This is a genomic window from Streptomyces sp. NBC_01707 (genome assembly GCF_041438805.1).
Classification (GTDB): Bacteria; Actinomycetota; Actinomycetes; order Streptomycetales; family Streptomycetaceae; genus Streptomyces.
On the sequence record NZ_CP109190.1, the window covers coordinates 27,313 to 45,915 of the forward strand.

Annotated in this window: 7 protein-coding genes and 1 pseudogene; 2 read left to right on the forward strand and 6 right to left on the reverse strand. The window is 67.5% G+C overall.

Translation table 11 applies throughout. The features are described 5' to 3' along the window. Positions 1-8: 8 nt before the first annotated feature. Together OG963_RS00135 and mobF are read right to left on the reverse strand one after the other, a co-directional pair. A complete protein-coding gene (locus tag OG963_RS00135) occupies positions 9-635 on the reverse strand; it encodes a hypothetical protein (protein ID WP_327425336.1) in 627 nt (208 codons plus the stop codon). A gap of 396 nt (positions 636-1,031) precedes the next feature. Continuing rightward, a complete protein-coding gene (gene mobF, locus OG963_RS00140) occupies positions 1,032-5,720 on the reverse strand; it encodes a MobF family relaxase (protein WP_327425337.1) in 4,689 nt (1,562 codons plus the stop codon). A gap of 878 nt (positions 5,721-6,598) precedes the next feature. Here mobF and OG963_RS00145 point away from each other — a divergent pair. Beyond that, positions 6,599-7,288: a hypothetical protein gene (locus OG963_RS00145; protein WP_327425338.1), complete on the forward strand. Its 690-nt coding sequence runs from the start codon at positions 6,599-6,601 to the stop codon at positions 7,286-7,288. Positions 7,289-8,472: 1,184 nt separating this feature from the next. Here OG963_RS00145 and OG963_RS00150 read toward each other — a convergent pair. The 4 genes and pseudogenes from OG963_RS00150 to OG963_RS00165 form a co-directional block, all read right to left on the reverse strand. Continuing rightward, positions 8,473-10,725 carry a DUF262 domain-containing protein gene (locus OG963_RS00150; RefSeq protein ID WP_327425339.1) on the reverse strand — a complete coding sequence of 751 codons (2,253 nt, stop codon included), beginning with the start codon at positions 10,723-10,725 and terminating at the stop codon, positions 8,473-8,475. A 141-nt stretch (positions 10,726-10,866) separates the two neighbouring features. Then, complete coding sequence (locus OG963_RS00155) at positions 10,867-11,358, reverse strand: hypothetical protein (RefSeq protein ID WP_327425341.1); 492 nt, start codon at positions 11,356-11,358, stop codon at positions 10,867-10,869. 18 nt (positions 11,359-11,376) lie between these two features. Continuing rightward, positions 11,377-11,658 carry a hypothetical protein gene (locus tag OG963_RS00160; protein WP_327425342.1) on the reverse strand — a complete coding sequence of 94 codons (282 nt, stop codon included), beginning with the start codon at positions 11,656-11,658 and terminating at the stop codon, positions 11,377-11,379. A gap of 101 nt (positions 11,659-11,759) precedes the next feature. Beyond that, positions 11,760-12,874, reverse strand: a pseudogene (locus tag OG963_RS00165) (IS3 family transposase). Between the two features lie 420 nt (positions 12,875-13,294). On the opposite strand from OG963_RS00165, the gene OG963_RS00170 reads away from it, so the two are divergent. Then, positions 13,295-18,595 carry a hypothetical protein gene (locus tag OG963_RS00170; protein ID WP_327425343.1) on the forward strand — a complete coding sequence of 1,767 codons (5,301 nt, stop codon included), beginning with the start codon at positions 13,295-13,297 and terminating at the stop codon, positions 18,593-18,595. Positions 18,596-18,603: the final 8 nt, after the last annotated feature.

Here is an 18,603-nt window from a genome sequence, read left to right on the forward strand (position 1 = left end):
GGGGTGCGTCAGGCCGGTGAGCCGGGCAGCGTGGAAATGCGCAGCGGGCGGCCGGACTTGGTGCGCTGCATCCGGGTCACGTCCACGCCGCGGCGCCGGAGTGCTGGGGCAGCGCGCGTGAGGCGGCTGGAGAGGACGGCGGGAGTGCGGGGCCAGTCGTCACCGGCGGAGGCGGGCCGTTGCAGCAGCTCCAGCAGGTGGGCCGCTGGGCCCTGCCAGTCCCAGGGAGCCTGGTGTGCCGTGGCCCAGCGCAGGACTGCGGTGGCCACCGGGTCGCCGTCGATCACATCGTCGATCAGCGCTTCCTGAGCACCGGTGTAGGTGGTCAGTGTGGTCCAGCCGGTCACCTCGTCCAGCGCCCAAAGGAGCTCGGCCCAGTCGGCCATGCGCGGTCGCTCGGTGAGCTTGTCGGCGGCCTCGGGCAGCTTCTCCCACACCAGCGCGGCGAGGTCGAGCAGCCCGCCGAGGATGCGGGGGTGGGCCTCACCGTAGGCGTCCCACAAGTTGCGTTCGGTTCGCCGCTCTTTGCTGGTGATGGGCTGGAGCTCGATGGGCAGCATCCGCTCGGCCAGGTCGCCCTGCAGGGCCCCGATGTCGATGCCGGTCAGCAGAACAGGGCCAACCCTGTTCGGCACACCAGCGGGCGATGTGACGGGGAGAGGCCCGTCCCGGCGTCCCGGCGTCGGCATCAGTTCTGGCCAGCGCCTTTTTCGCCGTTTTGTCTACTGCTCCACCCACTCGCCCGTACGCCGATATCCCAAGGGCGGCTGACCACACCGCTCTCAGCGGCCACCACACCCCGCATACATGCCCCAAGTAGGCATATATGCCGGGCGCAGCATTCTCCACACGCATGCTCCCCGGGCCGATCCTTGGCCTCGCTCACCTACAGGCATTGGCCAGAAGCACTCGTGAGACGAATACTCCGGGAAACCGGCCTTTCCGCCTACTCGGCGCAAGGTATGCGTCTCGCGAATACAAGGTGGAGGCCTGATGGGCAACCGCAGCGCTCAAGTCATCGCGGTCCTGTCTCAGCGGTTCGGGGAACGGTGGTTGGGGCGGTGGGTGCCGGGTGCCGGTGGTTGGTGCAGCGGCGAGGTGGGCGGCAGAACGGCGGCGCGGGAGGCGGCGGTGCGGGCACGCATCTGTTCCAGACGGCGTTCGACGCGGGCGCGGGTGTACAGATCGATGGCATCGGTGAGGTGGTCCCACTCCTCACTGCCGAGGCCTTGGGGGCGCGGCCCGAGGGCCTCGGGACCGGCCCGGTGGCGGCGGCGGTAGTCGCTGATGGCCGTGAGCAGTTTCGTGTAGGTGCGCTGCTCGTCTTCGTCGTCCTCACCCGGGGCGGTGATCTCCTCCATCCACGGCTCCGGCACGGTGTCCCCATTGAGGACGGCGGCCAGAGCCTTCCGGGCGAGGCGCGCGTCGAGGGCAGCCAGGTTGAGCGGGGCGATACCGCCGGGGTCGCGCAGCGCCTGGTGATCGGGCAGAGCCCCGGAGTCGGGCGGGGTGTCGAGGTGGCCATGGGCTGCTTCCAGGACGACCGAGGCGGGTGCCTCGCGGGGCGGCAGCTGCACCGGGCGGCGGCGTCCGGTCAGTGCGCGGACGCGGGCGTCGAGGTCGTCCCAGGCGAAGGCGTCGTCCGGGTCGGCCGGCCGGGGGCCCAGACCGGGCACCGCGGTGATGGCGTGGCGGGTGCGCCACAGTTCCACCAGGGCGCAGGTCGTGGCCCACCTCGTGCGGCGCAGCGGCGCGGTGTGGGGTGGGGGTGGTCCCAGCGGTCGGGCCCAGGACGGCGGTGCGGCGGCCAGTTGGTGTCCGCGGTCGGTCAGCGAGCGGCCAAGGATGCGGTGGCGCTCGGCAAGATGGTGGCGCCAGTGCTCGGGCGTTGCCGGGTGGGTGAGGGCGTGGCGGTCGGCGACCCAGTCGGGGATCTCGCCGCGGTGATCGGGACGGTGTGGAAGGTGGTCGGGGAGCCGGTCGCGCAGGCGGAGTTCGGCGGCGATCTTGTCGACGACGCCATTGGCGCGGGCGAGTGCGGTCTTCGCGGCGTGCAGTCGCTGCGCGGTCGCCGCACGTCGCTGGGCGACACTGTCCCGGCTGTCGGTCAGGGACTGGGTGCGGGTGGGCGGGCGATTGGCGCTTGGTTCGCGCTGGAAGTCTTCGCGTGCCTGTTCGCGCCAGCGCAGGTTGCGGCGCAGCTGTGACTCGTGGGTGAGGGCTGCGATCATCTGCCGGGCCGCCGGTGACAGCGGGGTGCGGCTGGCCTGTGCGCGGCCGATCTGTGTGCGGATGGTGGCCGTCTGGGCGGCGAGTTCGCTGCGGGTCATGGGCCCCAGCGGACGGTCGGGCCAGGCTGGATGGGTGTGGCCGGCGCGGGTAGTGACGGGGGTGGGCAGCTGGGTTATGGCGGCGTCGGCTGCCTTCAGCTCCTCGCGCGCCATGGCCCGGTGGTCGGCGGCGAGCCGGGCCAGGGCGTCGAGTTGGTGCAGCGAGAGCTCGGCCAACGGGCGGGTGCGGCTCTCCTTCTGGGCCGTGGCGGCATCCGCCAGGCGCTCGCGTAGCCGCCAGGCAAGGACCGCGGCCATGTCGTCGGCGTCCGCGAAACCACGCCGGTAGGCCGTGCGCTCAAGGAGCCGGGGCAGGGCGAACCCAACGCGTTCGGCGTCGCTCAGCGCGCGGATCAGGGCCGGGTAGGCGTCGGCGGCCATGAACGCAGCAGCCCGGTCGGCACCGAGAACGGTTTCGAGGACGCCCGTCAGGCGGGCGGTCGTGGCGCGCTCGGCGACGTCGGCGAACTCCGCGCACAGCTGACCTGGGGCGCTGACCTCTCTTTGCAGGGCGGCGATCGACGCGGTCGCCGACAGCTGGGCACTGCGCCGGGCGGCAATCAAGGCCAGCACCTGGTCGAGCCGGTCGCCGTCCTCGACCGCGACGTAGAGCCGGTTGGTGCGGGCCCCGCGCGTCAGCTGCACATAGACGCCCTCCCGGTTCGAGCGCGTCGACGCCAGCGCGTGCGAGGTGTCGACCGTCATGCCCTGGGAGCGGTGGATCGTGCTCGCGTAGCCGAGCTCGCACTGCGCGGCGACGTAGTTTGCGGGCAGCCGGATACGGCCGCGGTGCCCGGTGTGCCGGACCACGACATCACCATCGGCGGTGATGGTCTGGACGGTCCAGGTGTCGCCGTTCTTCACGAAGTCCCGGCCGCCGCGCAGCGTCATACGGCGCCGGTTCAGGCGGGTGACGATGACGTCGCCGACATGAGCCTGCTGCCCGGCACGCAGGGCAACCGACCGGCGGGTGTCGACGTCACCGGCGGCGATGTGCCAGGCCTGGGCGCGCCGGTTGAGGGCGGTGACCGTCGCCGTGTCGGCGGCCGTCATCAACGAGTTGAGGCCCTTGCCGCAGTCTTTGGCCCAGGCGTCGAAGACCGCGTCGCACATCACCTCGTAGCTGCCGGCGACGATCCGCCCCTTGTCCCGGTACCAGGTGAACGCCTCCCGGTGGTTGTCGCCGTCGCGCAGCGCGAGGGAGGCGTCGGCCTCGCCGGGGACCCGGAAGCGGTGCAGGCGGTCGAGCTCGACCGTGCCGCCCGCCCGGGCGATGAGCCGCAGCGCTCCCCCGGCCTCGACAGCAGCGAGCTGGTGCGGGTCGCCGAGCAGCCGCACCACGGCGCCGACGGATGCCGCGTCGGCGAGGATCCGGTCCAGCAGCAGCGTGCCGGCCATGCCCGCCTCGTCGACCAGGACGACATCCCCGCGCCGGAGCTGGAAGTCCTTGCCGACCTCCTTGCCGTCGGCCGCGCGGCCGCGCTGATGGAGCCAGGAGTGCAGGGTGTGGGCGCGCCGGTTCAGGTCTGCGCCGAGTACCTTCGCGGCACGGGACGAGGGTGCGAGCGGGATCAGGCGGCCTCCGGAGGCGTCCATCGCCCGGGCCACGAGCCGCATCGCCGTGGTCTTCCCGGCACCAGCGGGACCGAGGCCCGCGAGGAGCAGCTGGTCGGACAACGCGAAGGAGCGGGCCAGTTCACGCTGCCCGGCATCCATCGGGCCGCGGTGCAGGGCAGCGACCCGGTGGAAGGTGCCGCGCCCGACGGGTGGGATGACGTGGGTGCGGGCGGCGGCCAGCAGCCGGTTCTCGGCACCCAGCAGCGAGTGGGTGGTGTAGGCGGCCGACCCGATGGGCCGGTACACACTGCTGCCGTCCGGCCGGACCAGGTCCGGGTGGGTGGGGTTGATCTCGGGTGGGGTGATGTCCAGGCAGTCGCCGTTCGCGAGCACCCGGTCGGTGATGTGGTCGGCCAGGTCAGCCGGGGCCGTGGCACCGCCGAAGGTGCGCATCAGGTAGCGGCGTGCCTCGGCCAGGACGTGACGGCGGCGGAAAGTGGTGCGGCGTTCGCTGACCGCGGCGAGGACCTCGGCGGCCGCGATCTCGGGATCGACGTCCGGGTGGGGGTGCTGTTGTGTGGCGGCGGCCTTGGCGGTGGCGAGCAGGTTGTCGACGGTTGCGCGGCTGGTGGCGGCGATCGCCCGGGTCCGCCACGCGGCCAGGAGGTCGTCCAAAGAGCGGGCCTTGCCTTTGGGCGGGCGGGTCAGCAGGGTCGCCCGCTGCTGCAGGCGCGGGCGTGTGGACGGGCCCGGTTCGCGTCCGTAGCGGCGCCGGTAGTCGTCGAAGAGCATCTCGGCCATGGTCCGTACGACGGTGGCCCGTTGCGAGAACTCCGACCGGATCCGGCGGTCGATGCCCACGATTCTCATCACAGGGCGCTGTCCCGGGGTGACCTCGACCTCCTCGGCGGTAAGGCCCAGGCGGGCGCAGACCAGCTCGAGGGCCCGCTGGTTGAACAGCTCGCTGGCCGCGACCACCTCACGGCACAGGAGCCGGGAGTCGAGGTTGCGCCACCGGTCGTCCGGGCCTTTGACACGGGGGCTGATGACCACGTGCTCGTGGAGCATCGGGTCACCGGCACGCGATTCGTAGTGGAGGTAGACCGTCGCCAGCAGCCCCGGCACGGCCCGCTGCTGGGCGATACCGCCCGGCCCGGTACGCACGGCGAGGGCATTCTCCTCCAGCCACGCCACCGTCTCACCGCGGGCCTGCGCCAGGACCTCAAGGACGATCCACCGCACCTCCGGGCCGCCCAGGGCGAACAGCAGAGACAACTCCTCCGAGGCAAACGTCAGGTCGAAGCCGGTCCGGGCATGACGCTGCGCGCCGGTACGAGCGGCGAGGAAGCGGCCGAGCTCGGCGCCGTCGGCCGGCGGGCGGTGGTACTCGGCCTCGAACGCACGCGCCGCGGTCCGCATCCGCAAGTGCCGTGTCTCGGCCTTCGTCAGCGGCCGGCACAGCTGCTCCGCGGCGTGCTGCAGGACCTCCTCGATCTCCTCGTCCAGAGCGGAGAGCTCGGACAGTTGCGGCACTGCCGGGCCGAGCCGGGCCGCCCTGAGAGCCTGCTTGGACGTGTCGCCGTCACCCAGCGCCCGGGCCACGATCCTCTCCGCATCAGGGTGCATGCCCAGGCCGTACAACGCGCGCATCTGCGGCTCGCTCACCACTCCCGACAGCCCAAGCGCCTGGGCGGACCGGCCGTGCCACACCCCCGGCGGAACGCCGGGAGTGCCCGAGGACACCGTCGGCTCGCTTCCCAGAGCGCCGTCGCCCGCCGCAATATTGCGCCGGTAATAGCGGTAGTTCTTGGCCGTAAGCCCCTTCGCCGTCATCCCCACCACGCCAGTCCAGCACCCCCACCCAGGACCGCGCCGGGCACGCCGGCGTCCAGGACCGGAACCTCCCAAGGCCCTGGAAATGATCTGCGAACGCGTCCCGTCACCCGGGAAATCACGCTTCCTTAAGCGGACGGCGTCAAAAGTGCCAGAGGTGTGTTCCCAAACAGGCCCCACAACCCGGGGACCACCCCACCCCCACCACCATCCTCCAACACCCGGCTCGCACACCACCCTCACCCTCCGGCTCACCCACACACTCACCCTCCGGCTCACACCGACAGAGACCACGCGATGCCCTCGCCGTACCCCCACACCGGTGTCGCGTGGGCGGGACCGGCAGGCGCGGCGGCCGTGCTACCGCGTGGGACGCAGGCAGCCGGGGCCGCCGGTTCGCGGCAAGGCGAGCGGCTAAGACTTGTGCGGCATGGCCCGCACCGGGCAGACCCTCGACGATGGGCGTCGGCTGCTGTGACAGCGAACCGGGACACGAGCCGGCGCGGCAAGGAGCAGGCACGACGTAGAGCGGCGTCGGAGGTGGCGGAGGACCGGAGCACCAGTGTCAGAGATCCTGACCTCGTGATCGGCAATCCGAGGACGGGCGCGGCATGTGTCACCCGAGGAGTGACACACCGACTCCGCGTGCCGTCCACAGTGACGCCGCGGGCCGTACGGTCAGCAGTGCGTAGGGACGGTACAAACTGTGCCGCCACTACGGCCACAGCGTCGGGCCGGCCTGGGCTGATCAGGTACACCCGGGTGACCCCGAAGCCCAGCCGGTAGTTCTCCCGGCGGGTGCAGATGCCAAGGCCCACACGGATGTCGGCTGCACCCCGCGCCCAAGCCGTACAACACTCTCCAGGGAGCGTGCCGCCGTGACCATCGCCATTCAGGAGAACGCCCAGGTGCGTCTCGACCCGGCAGGGTGGGTCACCGTTTCGGCGTCGCCAAGCTGGTGGCGCGCCATGGCGGAGGATCCCGAGTGGCCAGAGCTGGCGCAGTACCTCGCCCGCCACGGCGAGGCGTCCCGCAATCCCGGCCTGTGCGGGGTGATGGGAACGACCACCCAGCGGCCCTGCCGGTTCAACACCCGAGCGCACGGGCCGTGTCCCAACCACTGCGCTGAGCCGCAGGAGTTCCATTGCGCCGGCCCCGAAGGGAAGAGTGCGTGGTGCCGACGGGACTTGCGGCAGGGCCCGTGTGCGAAGCACCCCGCCACGTACGGTGCCTTCGAGCGGGCTGTTGAGGAAACACGGCGCGCCGAGGAGCACCGGCAGGCGGAGGCAGCGGCCAAAGCGGCCCGGGCCGCGCAGAAACGGATCATGCGAGCGACGTCCGTGGCCTGTGGCTACTGCCAGGCCACCCCAGGCAGCGCCTGCACCAGTCGGACCGGGGTTGAGGTCCCGCACCACGGCGCGCGCTTCGCCCTGGCCGAGCACACGAGGGCAGCCTCCGGCACGACGTGTATGCGGTGCGGCGCCAGACCCGGGCAGCTATGCAAGACGACCTCGGGCAAAGTCGCCGTCGACGTCCACGCGGCCCGGTCCGCGCAGCCGGTTCCCTGAAGCGGGCGACCACCAAGAGACACCATCGGGTTCAGAGAAGGGAGTCCTGGAACGAGGAGCTCCCCGACCAAACGTCCCCACGCCCCGGTAGAAAGCGGCGTCTCCGGGCGTCGATGGCGGCTGCGGAGCTGCGCCCCTGCGAGAAGGAGGGCCAGTGGTGATCCCTCTCCCAGCGTGTCGTCCCACCCGTCCTACCGGTCGCCGGGGACGCGGGGCGTACATCGCCCGCCCTGTCGGCGCCGAACAGACCGAGCTCTCCCTTCAGGGCAGCTCCGGTCGACCTCATCCGGCGTCCAGCCTGTGATGTCGTGCAGCAAGCCATCCAGCGGTCCACCGACCAGCTCAGCAATGTCCGTCGCGGGATGGCCCCTGCAGAGTGGAGGCACAGCCCTGTCCAATGCGGACAGGTTGTCAGCCGTTCACCGAAACCCGCCAGATGGGTGCCGAAGGACTGCGATACCTGAGCCTAGGGCGGCAACTCGTACCGCCTGTACTCGTGCGAAGGAGTCGAGATACCCGCAAGGGGTCGCGAGGATCCCGTAGACGGTCCGGTGGCAGTGTTCCATGCGGTGTCGGGGCGGGCGACGGCGATGCCCCGGATGCTGGACCCCGACCGCCCCGGTGAGTTACAGGCCACGCCTGTGCGCTTGGTGGCACAAGCGTTGGGGAAGCCGGAGCAGACGGTGTGACGGTAGCCGGCCACCGCCCGCCAGAATCACCGCCCGGCCCGTGAAGTCGTCGCATCTCACGCTCACCGCGGAGATCCGCCGGCTGCTGGCGCTGTGGGACGGTAACGCCTCCCGAGTCCACGCCGAACTGGTTCAGCGGGCGGCCGACGATCCGGATGAGCCCACGGTGCCCTCGCTCTCCACGCTGCACCGGGCGATCCGCCGGGACCTGACCCGCGGCAAGCGCGCCGGGCTCAAGAACCGGGAAACCGCCCGGCCCGCGCATGACGTGTTCGGGCAGCGGCCGACCACGCACCACAACACGGCATGGAAAGGCGACCCCGACCATCGGGCGGATCTGGAAGAGGTTCGGCCTCAAGCCGCACCTGCAGGACAGCTTCAAGCTGTCCACCGACCCGCAGTTCGTGGACGGCGTCGTGCGCCATTCCTCCTCCCCTTACGGTGTTGTCCTACCGCCAGGGCCGGGGGCGCCCTCCGACAGATCTGCCTGACCGGCTACAGGGCGCCAGCCGCCGCTGCGCGGTCACGGACAGTGCGCAGGCTGACACGTACTCCGTTCTCGTCTTCGACGTGCCATTCGTTCATGCCCTGGCAGGTCTTGGTGCCGCGGGCGACGGCTCCGGCCTCGTCGACCCGGCCGTAGGGGGTGCCTCCGGTCGCGGTGAGGATGATGCCGCCGTTCGCGTCGATGGTGGCCCAATGCTCGGTGGAGCGGTAGGTGAGCACGATCCGGGTGCCGGCTTTCAGAACTTGGGCGTCGATCATCCTGGCCACGTCGGTGCGTCGACCATAAGCCGCTCGGCGCCGCGGAGGGGCCTGGCGCGGACGTGCGATCGGCTGGCTGGCGTCGCGTTCCGGAGGTGCAACGGCAGTAGGGACGGGCAACCCCAGGCGTTCGGGTTTCCAGATGTATTCGAACAGGCGCAGATACAGCTCCTGCCGGGTCTCGATGACCGTGGTCATGGTCTCTCTCGGCCCGAAGGCCCGCATGTGCTTGTCGAGTTGGTGTGCCTTGATGAAGTCGCGCAGTTCAGGGTTGCGGTGATCGTATTCAGGGGCCATGACGCCCAGGAGGACGTTGTTGCGGGCGTAGAGGCGGTTCTTGTCGCGGAAGGGGAGGTCATTGATGCTGGAGTTCTCGCGGCCCCTCAGCAGGCCGAGGCCACCGAGTTGGTTGCGGCGGCTGCGGAAGACAACCGGGTCAGGGATGTCACCGGCGACGCGATGGTGGTGGTTGGCCCACAGGTGTTCTATGTGGAACTGGTCGCGGTCGAGGTAGGCGAGGATGTCGAAGGGCTTTTTGCAGGCCTCGTCGGCGTAAGCGGTGGCGCGGGCGAGGAGATAGCGGATCTGATGGGCGTTGTTGCCTCGCAGGCCCAGGGTGATCGCTTCGCGCACCGGGTTCCCGTTGTGCTGGGCGAGGTCGCCCAGTGTGGAGGCGACGTCGGCGACGGTGCGGCAGCCGCGCAGGAGGAGGAGCAGTTCGGTGTGGACCAGGGCGTCGGCGTCGGCGGACTGGACGGGCAGGTCCTGCAGGATCCGCAGGGCGTACCAGCGGTCGATGTAGGAGGCGACGAGGCGGCCTTTGTCCTTGGCGTCGGTGGGCCGGTCGTCGGGGTCGATGGCCGCGAGCACGGCGACGGACTGGACGCCGAGGCCGTTGCGCTCGTTGAACAGCACCGTCTCCAGGCGGTCACCGTCCATCTTCAGGGTGCGGGTGGCGGCGAGGACGGGCCTGTACAGACGGGCCGTCTTCAGCAGATTCTGCACGAAGTTGAGGAAGTGGTCGGGGCGTCCCCGGGTCAAGCCGAGGTACTCCGCGTTGTGGCGTACCCACACGTTGAGGTTGGTGGTGATCTGGCGGCGGTCCTCGTCGCAGTCCTCGCGTGCGCAGCGGGCAAGGAGGTATGCCTTGATGAAGCGGGATGCCGCCTGGGGGTCATCGCGGTCGGTGGAGAGTTCCCGCAGCATCTCCTGCCACTGGGTGTTCAGCTGATCTTCAGCGGAGCCGACGTTGGACAGCAGATGGCTCTTGAGGAGGTCGACGGCGGTGAGGCGGGCGCCGCGGTCATTCATCGTCTCGAACATGCGGTATCCGTGGTCGGGGCCGGCCGCGCGGATGCCCACCAGGACCACCCGTGTCAGGAGCCACTCGGTGAAGGGGTGGAGTTCCTCCGCGTCGAGTTCCTCGGCGAGCTGGGATTCGATCTGCTCGCCGCGTGCCCACAGGTTGCGGCGGGAGAGGGAGTCCCCCGCGCCGGCCTCGTATTTGCGGCCCTCGCTGACGGCTTGCAGGACGGGGTCGTGGTCGGCGATGCCGACGCTGAAGTGCTTCCCGTCGGTCGTGATGACACGGTTGAGTTGGTCGACCGTGTGCGTATCACCGGCCTCCTGAGCCGACAGTCTCAGCTGCAAAAAGAGCAGGTGCAAAGTAACGAAGCGCTGCTGACCGTCGACGAGGAAGCGGCACTTCCTCGACGGCTCGTGGTAAACGAAGGGGCCGAGGAAGTACTGCGGCGCGGTGTGCGGGCGGCGCCGGTACGCGGAGTCGCCCAACCAGTGCTTGAACGAATCACACAAGTCCCGCAACAGGGTGCGGACTTCTTCCACACCCCAGGTGTAGTCACGCTGGTAGTAGTCGATCTCGTACGTCACGTCACGGAATAGCTCATTCAGGTTGAAGCCCTGAGACCTGATCTCGTCCGCCCCCACACAACCACCCCTCACCTGCCAGGCATATCCCGTCATACTCCCAATCCGGCACCATGCCGTACAGACGGCGGAGGAGCCGAATACCGGCGCGCACAACGCCGGGACAGACGAATGCGCCGGCCACCGGCCGGACTCCGGCAAGGCTCGGGCACAGCCACTCCCGACGACAACCGCCAATCACCGCACGACCGGCAACCGCAACGCAGGAGGCCCCTGCGTGGCCAACCACGTCACGGGCTGCGAGCAGCTGCGGCCCCGCCTGCGCCAAGGCGTGGAGGACGACGTCAGTGCCCTGGCCGGGTTCAGCAGCTCCTGCGCAACCGCGGGCGGCGCGGCCAGGGTGACGATGCCCCGGATCCAGTCGGCGGATGTCGTGTAGGCCACGATCGCGGTGGTCTCCCAGAGCGACAGGGGTTCCACCGCAGTGAATGCGTCTGGGTCGCTTCCAAGGGGAGGGAGCCGCACGCTGACCTCCACGGTCTCCGCACCGGCGTGGGCGGTGTCCCCGTCGGGGAGCTGAAGCCGGGCGCTTAGGTCGTAGGCGGCATAGTCCGGACTGGTGCTGTCGGTCGAGTCCTGCCGATAACGCCACTCCTGCCAGATCCGTGCCGACTGCGTGGTGGCTCCAACCTGCTGCAGTTCGACGGTGACCTGGTGGAGTGTGGCCATGTTGATGATGCTCTGTTGTTATCTACACCGGCGTTCCACGCAGGCGACGGCACGTTCCAGCGTGGAGCGGGCCCAGTCGTGCAGCCAGGGGTGCGCCTGCAGGCCGTATGCAGTCTGCGACGCGTCACTCTGCAGGGTCCGCCAGTGATCCCAGTTGAAGTTCGGCCCCAGGAAGTCCGGTACGTAGTCGGGTTCTTCCCGGCTCCCTGCTTCCTCGGCCTCTTCGACGAGAAGCTCGCACAGTGAAACGAGGCCGACGAGAACATCCGACACAGCGTTGTCTGCGGAAACGGTTTCCACCCGGCAGCATCCGCACATCCGGGATGCGATGTCCGCGTCGAAGCGGGCACGACGTGCTGAGGGGCCCTGCGCTTCTCGGACAGCGGTGTTGAAGGTTCTCCTTATGCCGCTGCCTGCAACTCCTCGTACTCGGCGTGGACTGCTGCGGGAGCCTTGTAGCCGAGTCCGGAGTGGAGGCGTTTTCGATTGTAGAACATCTCGATGTAGCGGACGATCGCCCGGCGGGCATGTGCGCGTGTTGGGAACGTAGTTCGTTCTTGAGGCCGCCGAAGAATGATTCAGCCATCGCATTGTCCCATCAGACACCGGTGCGGCCGACCGACGCTCGCAGGCCCAACGAGCGGAGCTTGCAACGAAGTTGCAGCCTTCGGCGAGGTCGATGTTCCGGGCCGCTATATCGAGTGCATCCGATATGAGAGAGGTCTTCATATGGTGGGCCATCGCCCAGCCGACCACAGCTTTAGTGTGACAGTCGATTACGGTCGCGAGATAAAGGAACCCGGCCCAGGTGTGAACGTAGGTGATATCGCTGACCAGTTTGCGCCCGGGAGCGTCAGCGGTGAAGTCACGGGCCAGCAGGTCGGGCGTGGCCGGCGCCGCATCATCGGCGATCGTGGTCGCCCGCCAGGGCCGCTGCTGGTACGGCACCAGATCGAGCTCGCGCATCAGCGCGTGGACCAGTTCCGCTTCGGCCTGCACGCTCACCCGCTGGAGCACGGCGTGGACACGCCGGTAGCCGTAGGTCCCCTGCGAGTCGGAGAAGACCTGGAGGATGACAGCCCTCAGTTCCGCACGGCGCTTCGCGGTGGCCGACAATGGCCTCGATCTCCAGTTGTAGAAGCCCGACGTGGATACTCCCGCCCAGGCGCACATCTGCTTCACGGGAAAGTTGTCGCCTCGCCGACGATGAACTCGCACTTCTCCTTCACCGGTATTCCTGGGCGAAGAAGGCCGCCGCATTTCCAAGAATTATGTCTTCATACGGAGTTCCCGACTCTCGCGATCCAGCTCGCGCAGGCGGGCGCGCTCGCTGATGTTCAGGGGGAGGCTCCTCCCCGGCGTGTTCTTGCCGGTACCGGCTGACCCAGGTGCCCAGCGTTCCCTCGTTCACTTGTATCTCTCGGGCGACCTCGGCTATCGGGCGGGACTCCACGACCACCATCTTGACCGCCTCGTCCCGAAATTCAGGACTGAACTTCCTACGCTTCTGTGCCACGTGCCCTCTCCGCCGTTCTGGACTTCGATCCTATGGGGACCGCCGTCCGAGAACTTCGGGGCGCCTCAGTCCATACGAAACCGACTGGTTCTTGGCGGTGTCGTGCAGGAACAGTTCTGCAAGCCCGTCGCCCACAGCCGATGGCGGATCTCAGGCTCGGCGATCGGACGGCCAAGGAAGCGGAAAATCCAAATGCTTGTCGGCGTCTCGTGGGAGGTGCCCGTTCGGTCATGTTTGGTTGCCCGGGCGGCTCGGGTGCGGGGAGTGTGGGAGGGGGGTGGTGGGGGTGTGCTGGCAGGCTGGCATTCGGGTTCTGGGTGTGTGTGCGGTGGGTTGGGGCCGGGGCGGTGGATGGTCTGAACGCTGTTGTGTCCGGTGTTGGTTGTGGGGCATGTGGGTGTGTCGGGGTGGGGGTGTGGTGTGGGTGATGTGGTGGTGCCTGCCGCGGTGGGCTGGGTGTTCACGTTGGTGGGTGGGCAGCGGTGGCCGGATGCGTCGGAGACGCGTCTGGACGAGGCGGGCAAGAACTGGGCGGGGTTCGGGCATCAGATCCAGGCTCTGGGCGGGGCGTTGGGGTCTGCGGGTTCGGGTGTTCTGGACACGGTGGGCGGCCGGATCGCGGACGAGTTCCGGTCGCTGGTGGGGCAGTTGGAGCAGTATGTTCCCGAGCTTGCGGGGGTGGCGCGGGATCTGTCGGGGTTGTTGCGGGATTCGAGTGTGCAGACCCGTTATACGAAGGACATGATTCTGGCGCAGGTGGTGATCGCTGCGGCGCAGATCGCGTGGTGGTGGTTCACGATGCCGGCGGCGATCCCGAATCTGCTGGCCACGTTCGAGATCTCGATCACGATGCTGCTGCGGGAGCTGGCGGTCTCCGCCGCGGTGGGTGCGGCGGTCGGGGCAGCGCTGGGTGTGGCGCTGGACGCGATTGTGCAGGGCATCGAGCTGGCCATGGGCACCCGTGACACGTTCTCCGTGGAGAACACCAAAAGCGCGGCACTCGGGGGTGCGGTCAACGGTGCCGCGGCGGGTGTGGTCTTCGGCGCCGTGCAGGCGAAGTTCGTGAACCTGCCCAAACACCTGGGGACCAAACTGGTCCTCGGCGCCGTCTCCGGCGTGGTCGGCACGGCGCTGACGTATCCGATTAACGGCGGCGACTCCCTCCAGTTCGGCACCGGCCTCACCTCCGGCGCCATCGGCGCCTTCGAGGGCGGCACCCACCACAAGGCCTACGCCCACCCCGACGGCGCCCTCACCAACCTCATCCGCAACACCCACAACATCACCGCAGCCACCAGCCACCTCCTGGACAACCCCGCACTCCTACCCACAGAACTCACCAACGACACAGGCACCGACACAGGAGCAGGCACCGGTGCCGGGTCGGGTTCGGGGAAGGGCAGTTCCGGTGCACATGCCGGTGCAGGACTGGGCACCGGCAAAACCACCGACACCAACACAGCCGCGTGGACGGGAAGCCCTCAGACCCTCCAGGTCATGACCGCCCTGACCACCCACACCCACCAGGCAGTCGGCGCCACTGCCACCAACTCGAACACGAACACCAGCACCGGCACCGGCACCGGCACCGGCACCGGCACCGAGCATGGTCCCAAGGCAGGCCTGGCCAACTTCACAACCAACCTCTCCAGCACCACGGCTACCACCGCCGGTGCAGGCACGGGTGCTGCTGCGGATACGGGCCGGGCCGCGTCCCCTTCGCCAGCCCCTACCACTCGGGCAATCACGCAGCCCACGACGACCAGCACCGCTGCCAGTGGCCCCGGAATTGCACCAAGCCCCCACCGCATCACCGTCACCGGCCCAGATACAGGCGTGAATACAGAGTCCGGACTCGCCACAGCCGCCAAACGCCCAACGACCCTCGACACCGAACCCACGAAAACAGGCACCGGTCCATCGGCCACCACCCGTGCCGACAACAGCCGTTCCCCCGACAGGCCGGCCGCCACCGAGGGAAAAGCCGCCCCGGACGCCATCAGCAGCACTGATGCGGGCGCAAGTACTACTGCTGATACCGGCCGAATTGGTACTGATCGAATCGATGCAGGTCGAATGGCTGCGGTGACGAGTGAGGAGACATCAGCACAGTCCCAGAACGCCCCGGCTTCGGGCACACGCACCGGCCCGGCAGACGCACCCGCGAGGACCACCGCCACGGACAAGGCAGGCCCTACGAGCCCCCGCACCACGCACCGCTCCCCAACGGCCAACGCCCTGGCCGACATCAGCGACGGTGACCACAGTGTCCGAACGTGGAATGACCTCACCGCGCACGACACAAAGGCCGCTGGGGAGGTCCGCGACCTCGTCATCGCCCAACTCCATGAATGGGGTCACTCCCTCACCCGGGGAGAAGAGGTGCGGAAGCAACTGCCCGGAAGAATCGCCGACGCGTACACCCGTATGCACGACGCACTCAAAACGGGACCCCTCCACCAAACCGCCCACCACGTCACCGCCGAACTCACCGGAGCCCGACTCCCCGGAGGAGCACCGACTCCTACCGACAAACTCGCTGCTCTCATGCCCGTCCTCCGTGCCTGGTGCAGCGAAGGGGACGGCAGAACACTCGAAGACATGGACTCGAAGCTGGAACTTGAAGTCCGCGGGAATCCTGCAAAGGTCGGGAAAATATTGGATGACATCAAAAAAGGGAGGCGCGTGCCAGGCGAATTTGCTGCGCAGATCCTCGAAATGGGCGGTCGTGTGCATAATGAAACCGCCATCCTTGCAGCCGCCAAAGCGTATCTCGATGAACATCGGGATTTCCACAATATCCCGGAAAATCACGTCGAAGAAATCAGGTTTGAATTTGAAACCGCTCGCTACAGGGACGAGAGCGTCCCCCTCGGGCACTATCTGAAGAAGTTCAGCAATGGAGAGCTGCATATAGGTCGTAAAGTTCATGAATTTTTGCAGGCAAAGGGATGGAGGACTGAAGTGCCCGTATCTCCATATTGGGAGGAGCTTTCCGATTACGGGACAAAGCATGGCAGAGGATCCCTCGACAAGATCCCGCTGAAAGGCCCCTATCGTCATCTCCGCAGGTATCTGGATCACGTCAGGACCGGTGAGAGCTTTATGGATGCAACGACTGCTTCTCGTCTGGAAGAGGAGTCCGGATGGTCTCGAGACAAGCCGCTCCGTGCTGGTCGTCGCCAACCGGCTGAAGGTCCATCTTCTTCCAGTGGCCGACGTCGGGTTCCAGCGGCTAACAGGGAAGATCACTCCCCGGACGCAGGCCAGCAGACCATGGACTTCGACCAGCCCAGCCGGCATCTGTTGCCGGGTTCCGATATTCATCGCACCTCGCACGCCGATACCGGACAACCCGCTCCGCCTCGACCCGACACCGGACCGACCACCCGGCAGTCCGCCCAACCTCAAGCCACAAGTTCCAGCAGTACACCGTCACGAACAGCAAGGCCTGCCAGCCCCAGTCCCAGCCACACCAGCAGCAACTCCGATGCCGACTCGCTCTTCGACTCCAGGCCCGGCACTCCACATCAACGCTTCACCCTCAATCTCCCACGCCAGGAAGCCGAACCCCTCCCGGTGACACCAGAGCCAGACATCGGTACGCACCATGGCCCCAACCCTGCCGACACGCGCCGCGCCCCCACTCCCATCGACGCCGACCAGTACCTCCCCCCCTTCCCCAGCCTCAACGCCGTCACCGCCCTCGGACACGAACTCGCGCTCCGCCGCTGGGACGAGCCCGCCGCAACCGGATTCCTGCGCCGCGCACCTCTGGACCCCAACACCCCACCCGACCCCAACATCCTCCCCGCCCTCACCCGCCAGCAGATCACCGACTTGTACACCTGGATTTCAGGCCACGACGACGCCATCACATTCGGGCAGATATTCGACCACGTCAACCAGACAATGCAAAAACCCCAGATGAGACAAAGACTTACCATCCAATCTATTACCCTCACGCCCCTCCAGATCCACGCCATTCACCAGCAATACCGGGCCTGGAAAAGGGAACGGAGAAACCCGCCGACCGCAACCCAAGGACTATGGGTAAGAAAACTCAACAACACTTACGAAGCTGTCAAAGCATTCGCGAACAAACACCCAGACGAGAAACTTCTTGCATCGACGTGGCAGAATATCACCGATCCGGACGGCAAAACGATATACGTGCCAGTCGGAAGGTACATCACAAATCTCTCGCATAATGGAAAACGCCTTCCGGATGACGTGTGGGAGGCGGTAAAAAAATCCCAACACCCCAACTGGTATCGCTTCGAAAACAACGACGGACCCAGGAAAATTAACATAAACCTCGTGAGGAAATTCGATCAGGAAGAGTATATTTACGCGGCTACTCTCGCGGAGTTTTTCAAAAGAAACCCGGACGGCATAGTCAAATTCGGCACGATTGTGCACGGCATTCTTGACCGTGATGGAGAGACGCGGAGCGTGGAAATCGGCCAGCGGTACTTCCGGAGAAGGAGGGAGTTGCCGCCGCAGGAGTACAACCTGCTTGCGAAACATCAGCCGGCTCTCGCGGATAGCCATTGGAAGGGAGAGGAACAGGATGCCTTGTACACATCCCGCGGTGACCGCATTGGTGCTGGTGGGCATGCTGCCAGGGTCGTGCGCGAGCCTGATTCGGGGTCGGAGTCCGGGCCGGAATCATCCGGTCGGGACTCAGGCATGGACGTGGACATGGAGTCCGAGTCGGGTGGTGGGGTCTTCACCCAGCATGTGGTTCTGCAGCTGTCAGGGGAGCCGGGGCCGTCGTTGTGGCAGGTGTCGTACCTGGCTGACGGCACAGTCAGACTGCGGAACACGTCCACCGGTAGGGAGCTGGGTGCCGCGCCGGACGACGCGCGTATCCTCGGCGCCCTCGACGACGAATCGGCCGACCCCCCACCCACCACGCAGTACCGCTGGATCCCGGAGAACGGGGACTGCTTCTACGAAACCGTCCTCGCCGCCCAGAACCTGCCCGGCGGCCCGGAGCATGTGCAGGCACTGCGCCACCGGTTCGCAGGCTGGATGGACACCAACGAACAGGCCGTGCGGCAATGGATCGACCAATGGCAGACGCCCACCTACCGCGTCAGTTACGACGATGTCCTACGCACCGTCACCACTCTCGGAGACTGGGCAGGAAACGGCGGCGACTTCGTCCCCAACATCGCCGCCAGCGTCCTCAACTTCGACATCACCATCAGGATCGTCCAACAGCACAACAGCCGCACCCGCGCCTACAACGTCACCGCCCGGCCCATCCACCTCAGCACACTCCAACCCCCTACCACCCACACCCTCCACACCCGCCTCCACCGCAACCACTACACCCCCCTCGCCCTCGAACCACGCCCCCAACCACAACTCGCCCACCAACCCCCCACCCCCGGCGAAGAAGACATCACCTGGCAGCACGCGACCGCACAATTCGACCTTCAAGAATTCATAGCAAGCCTCCACCACGAAAACACTCCGCCCACACCATTCGACCTCGGCGAATTCCTGACCGGCCTCCAGAACCCGCACACAGAACAACCCCCAAACGAAACCCAATCCCCAGGCCTCACCGGGTTGGACGCAGAAACTCTCGCCTTCTGGGCCGGCCTCACCACCCAGGAAACCCAGCCGGCAGCCACACCCTTACCCACAACGCAACCCAACCCCCAAGAAGACTTCTTCGACTTCGACCTCGACACCGAAATGGAATGACCAAGCCT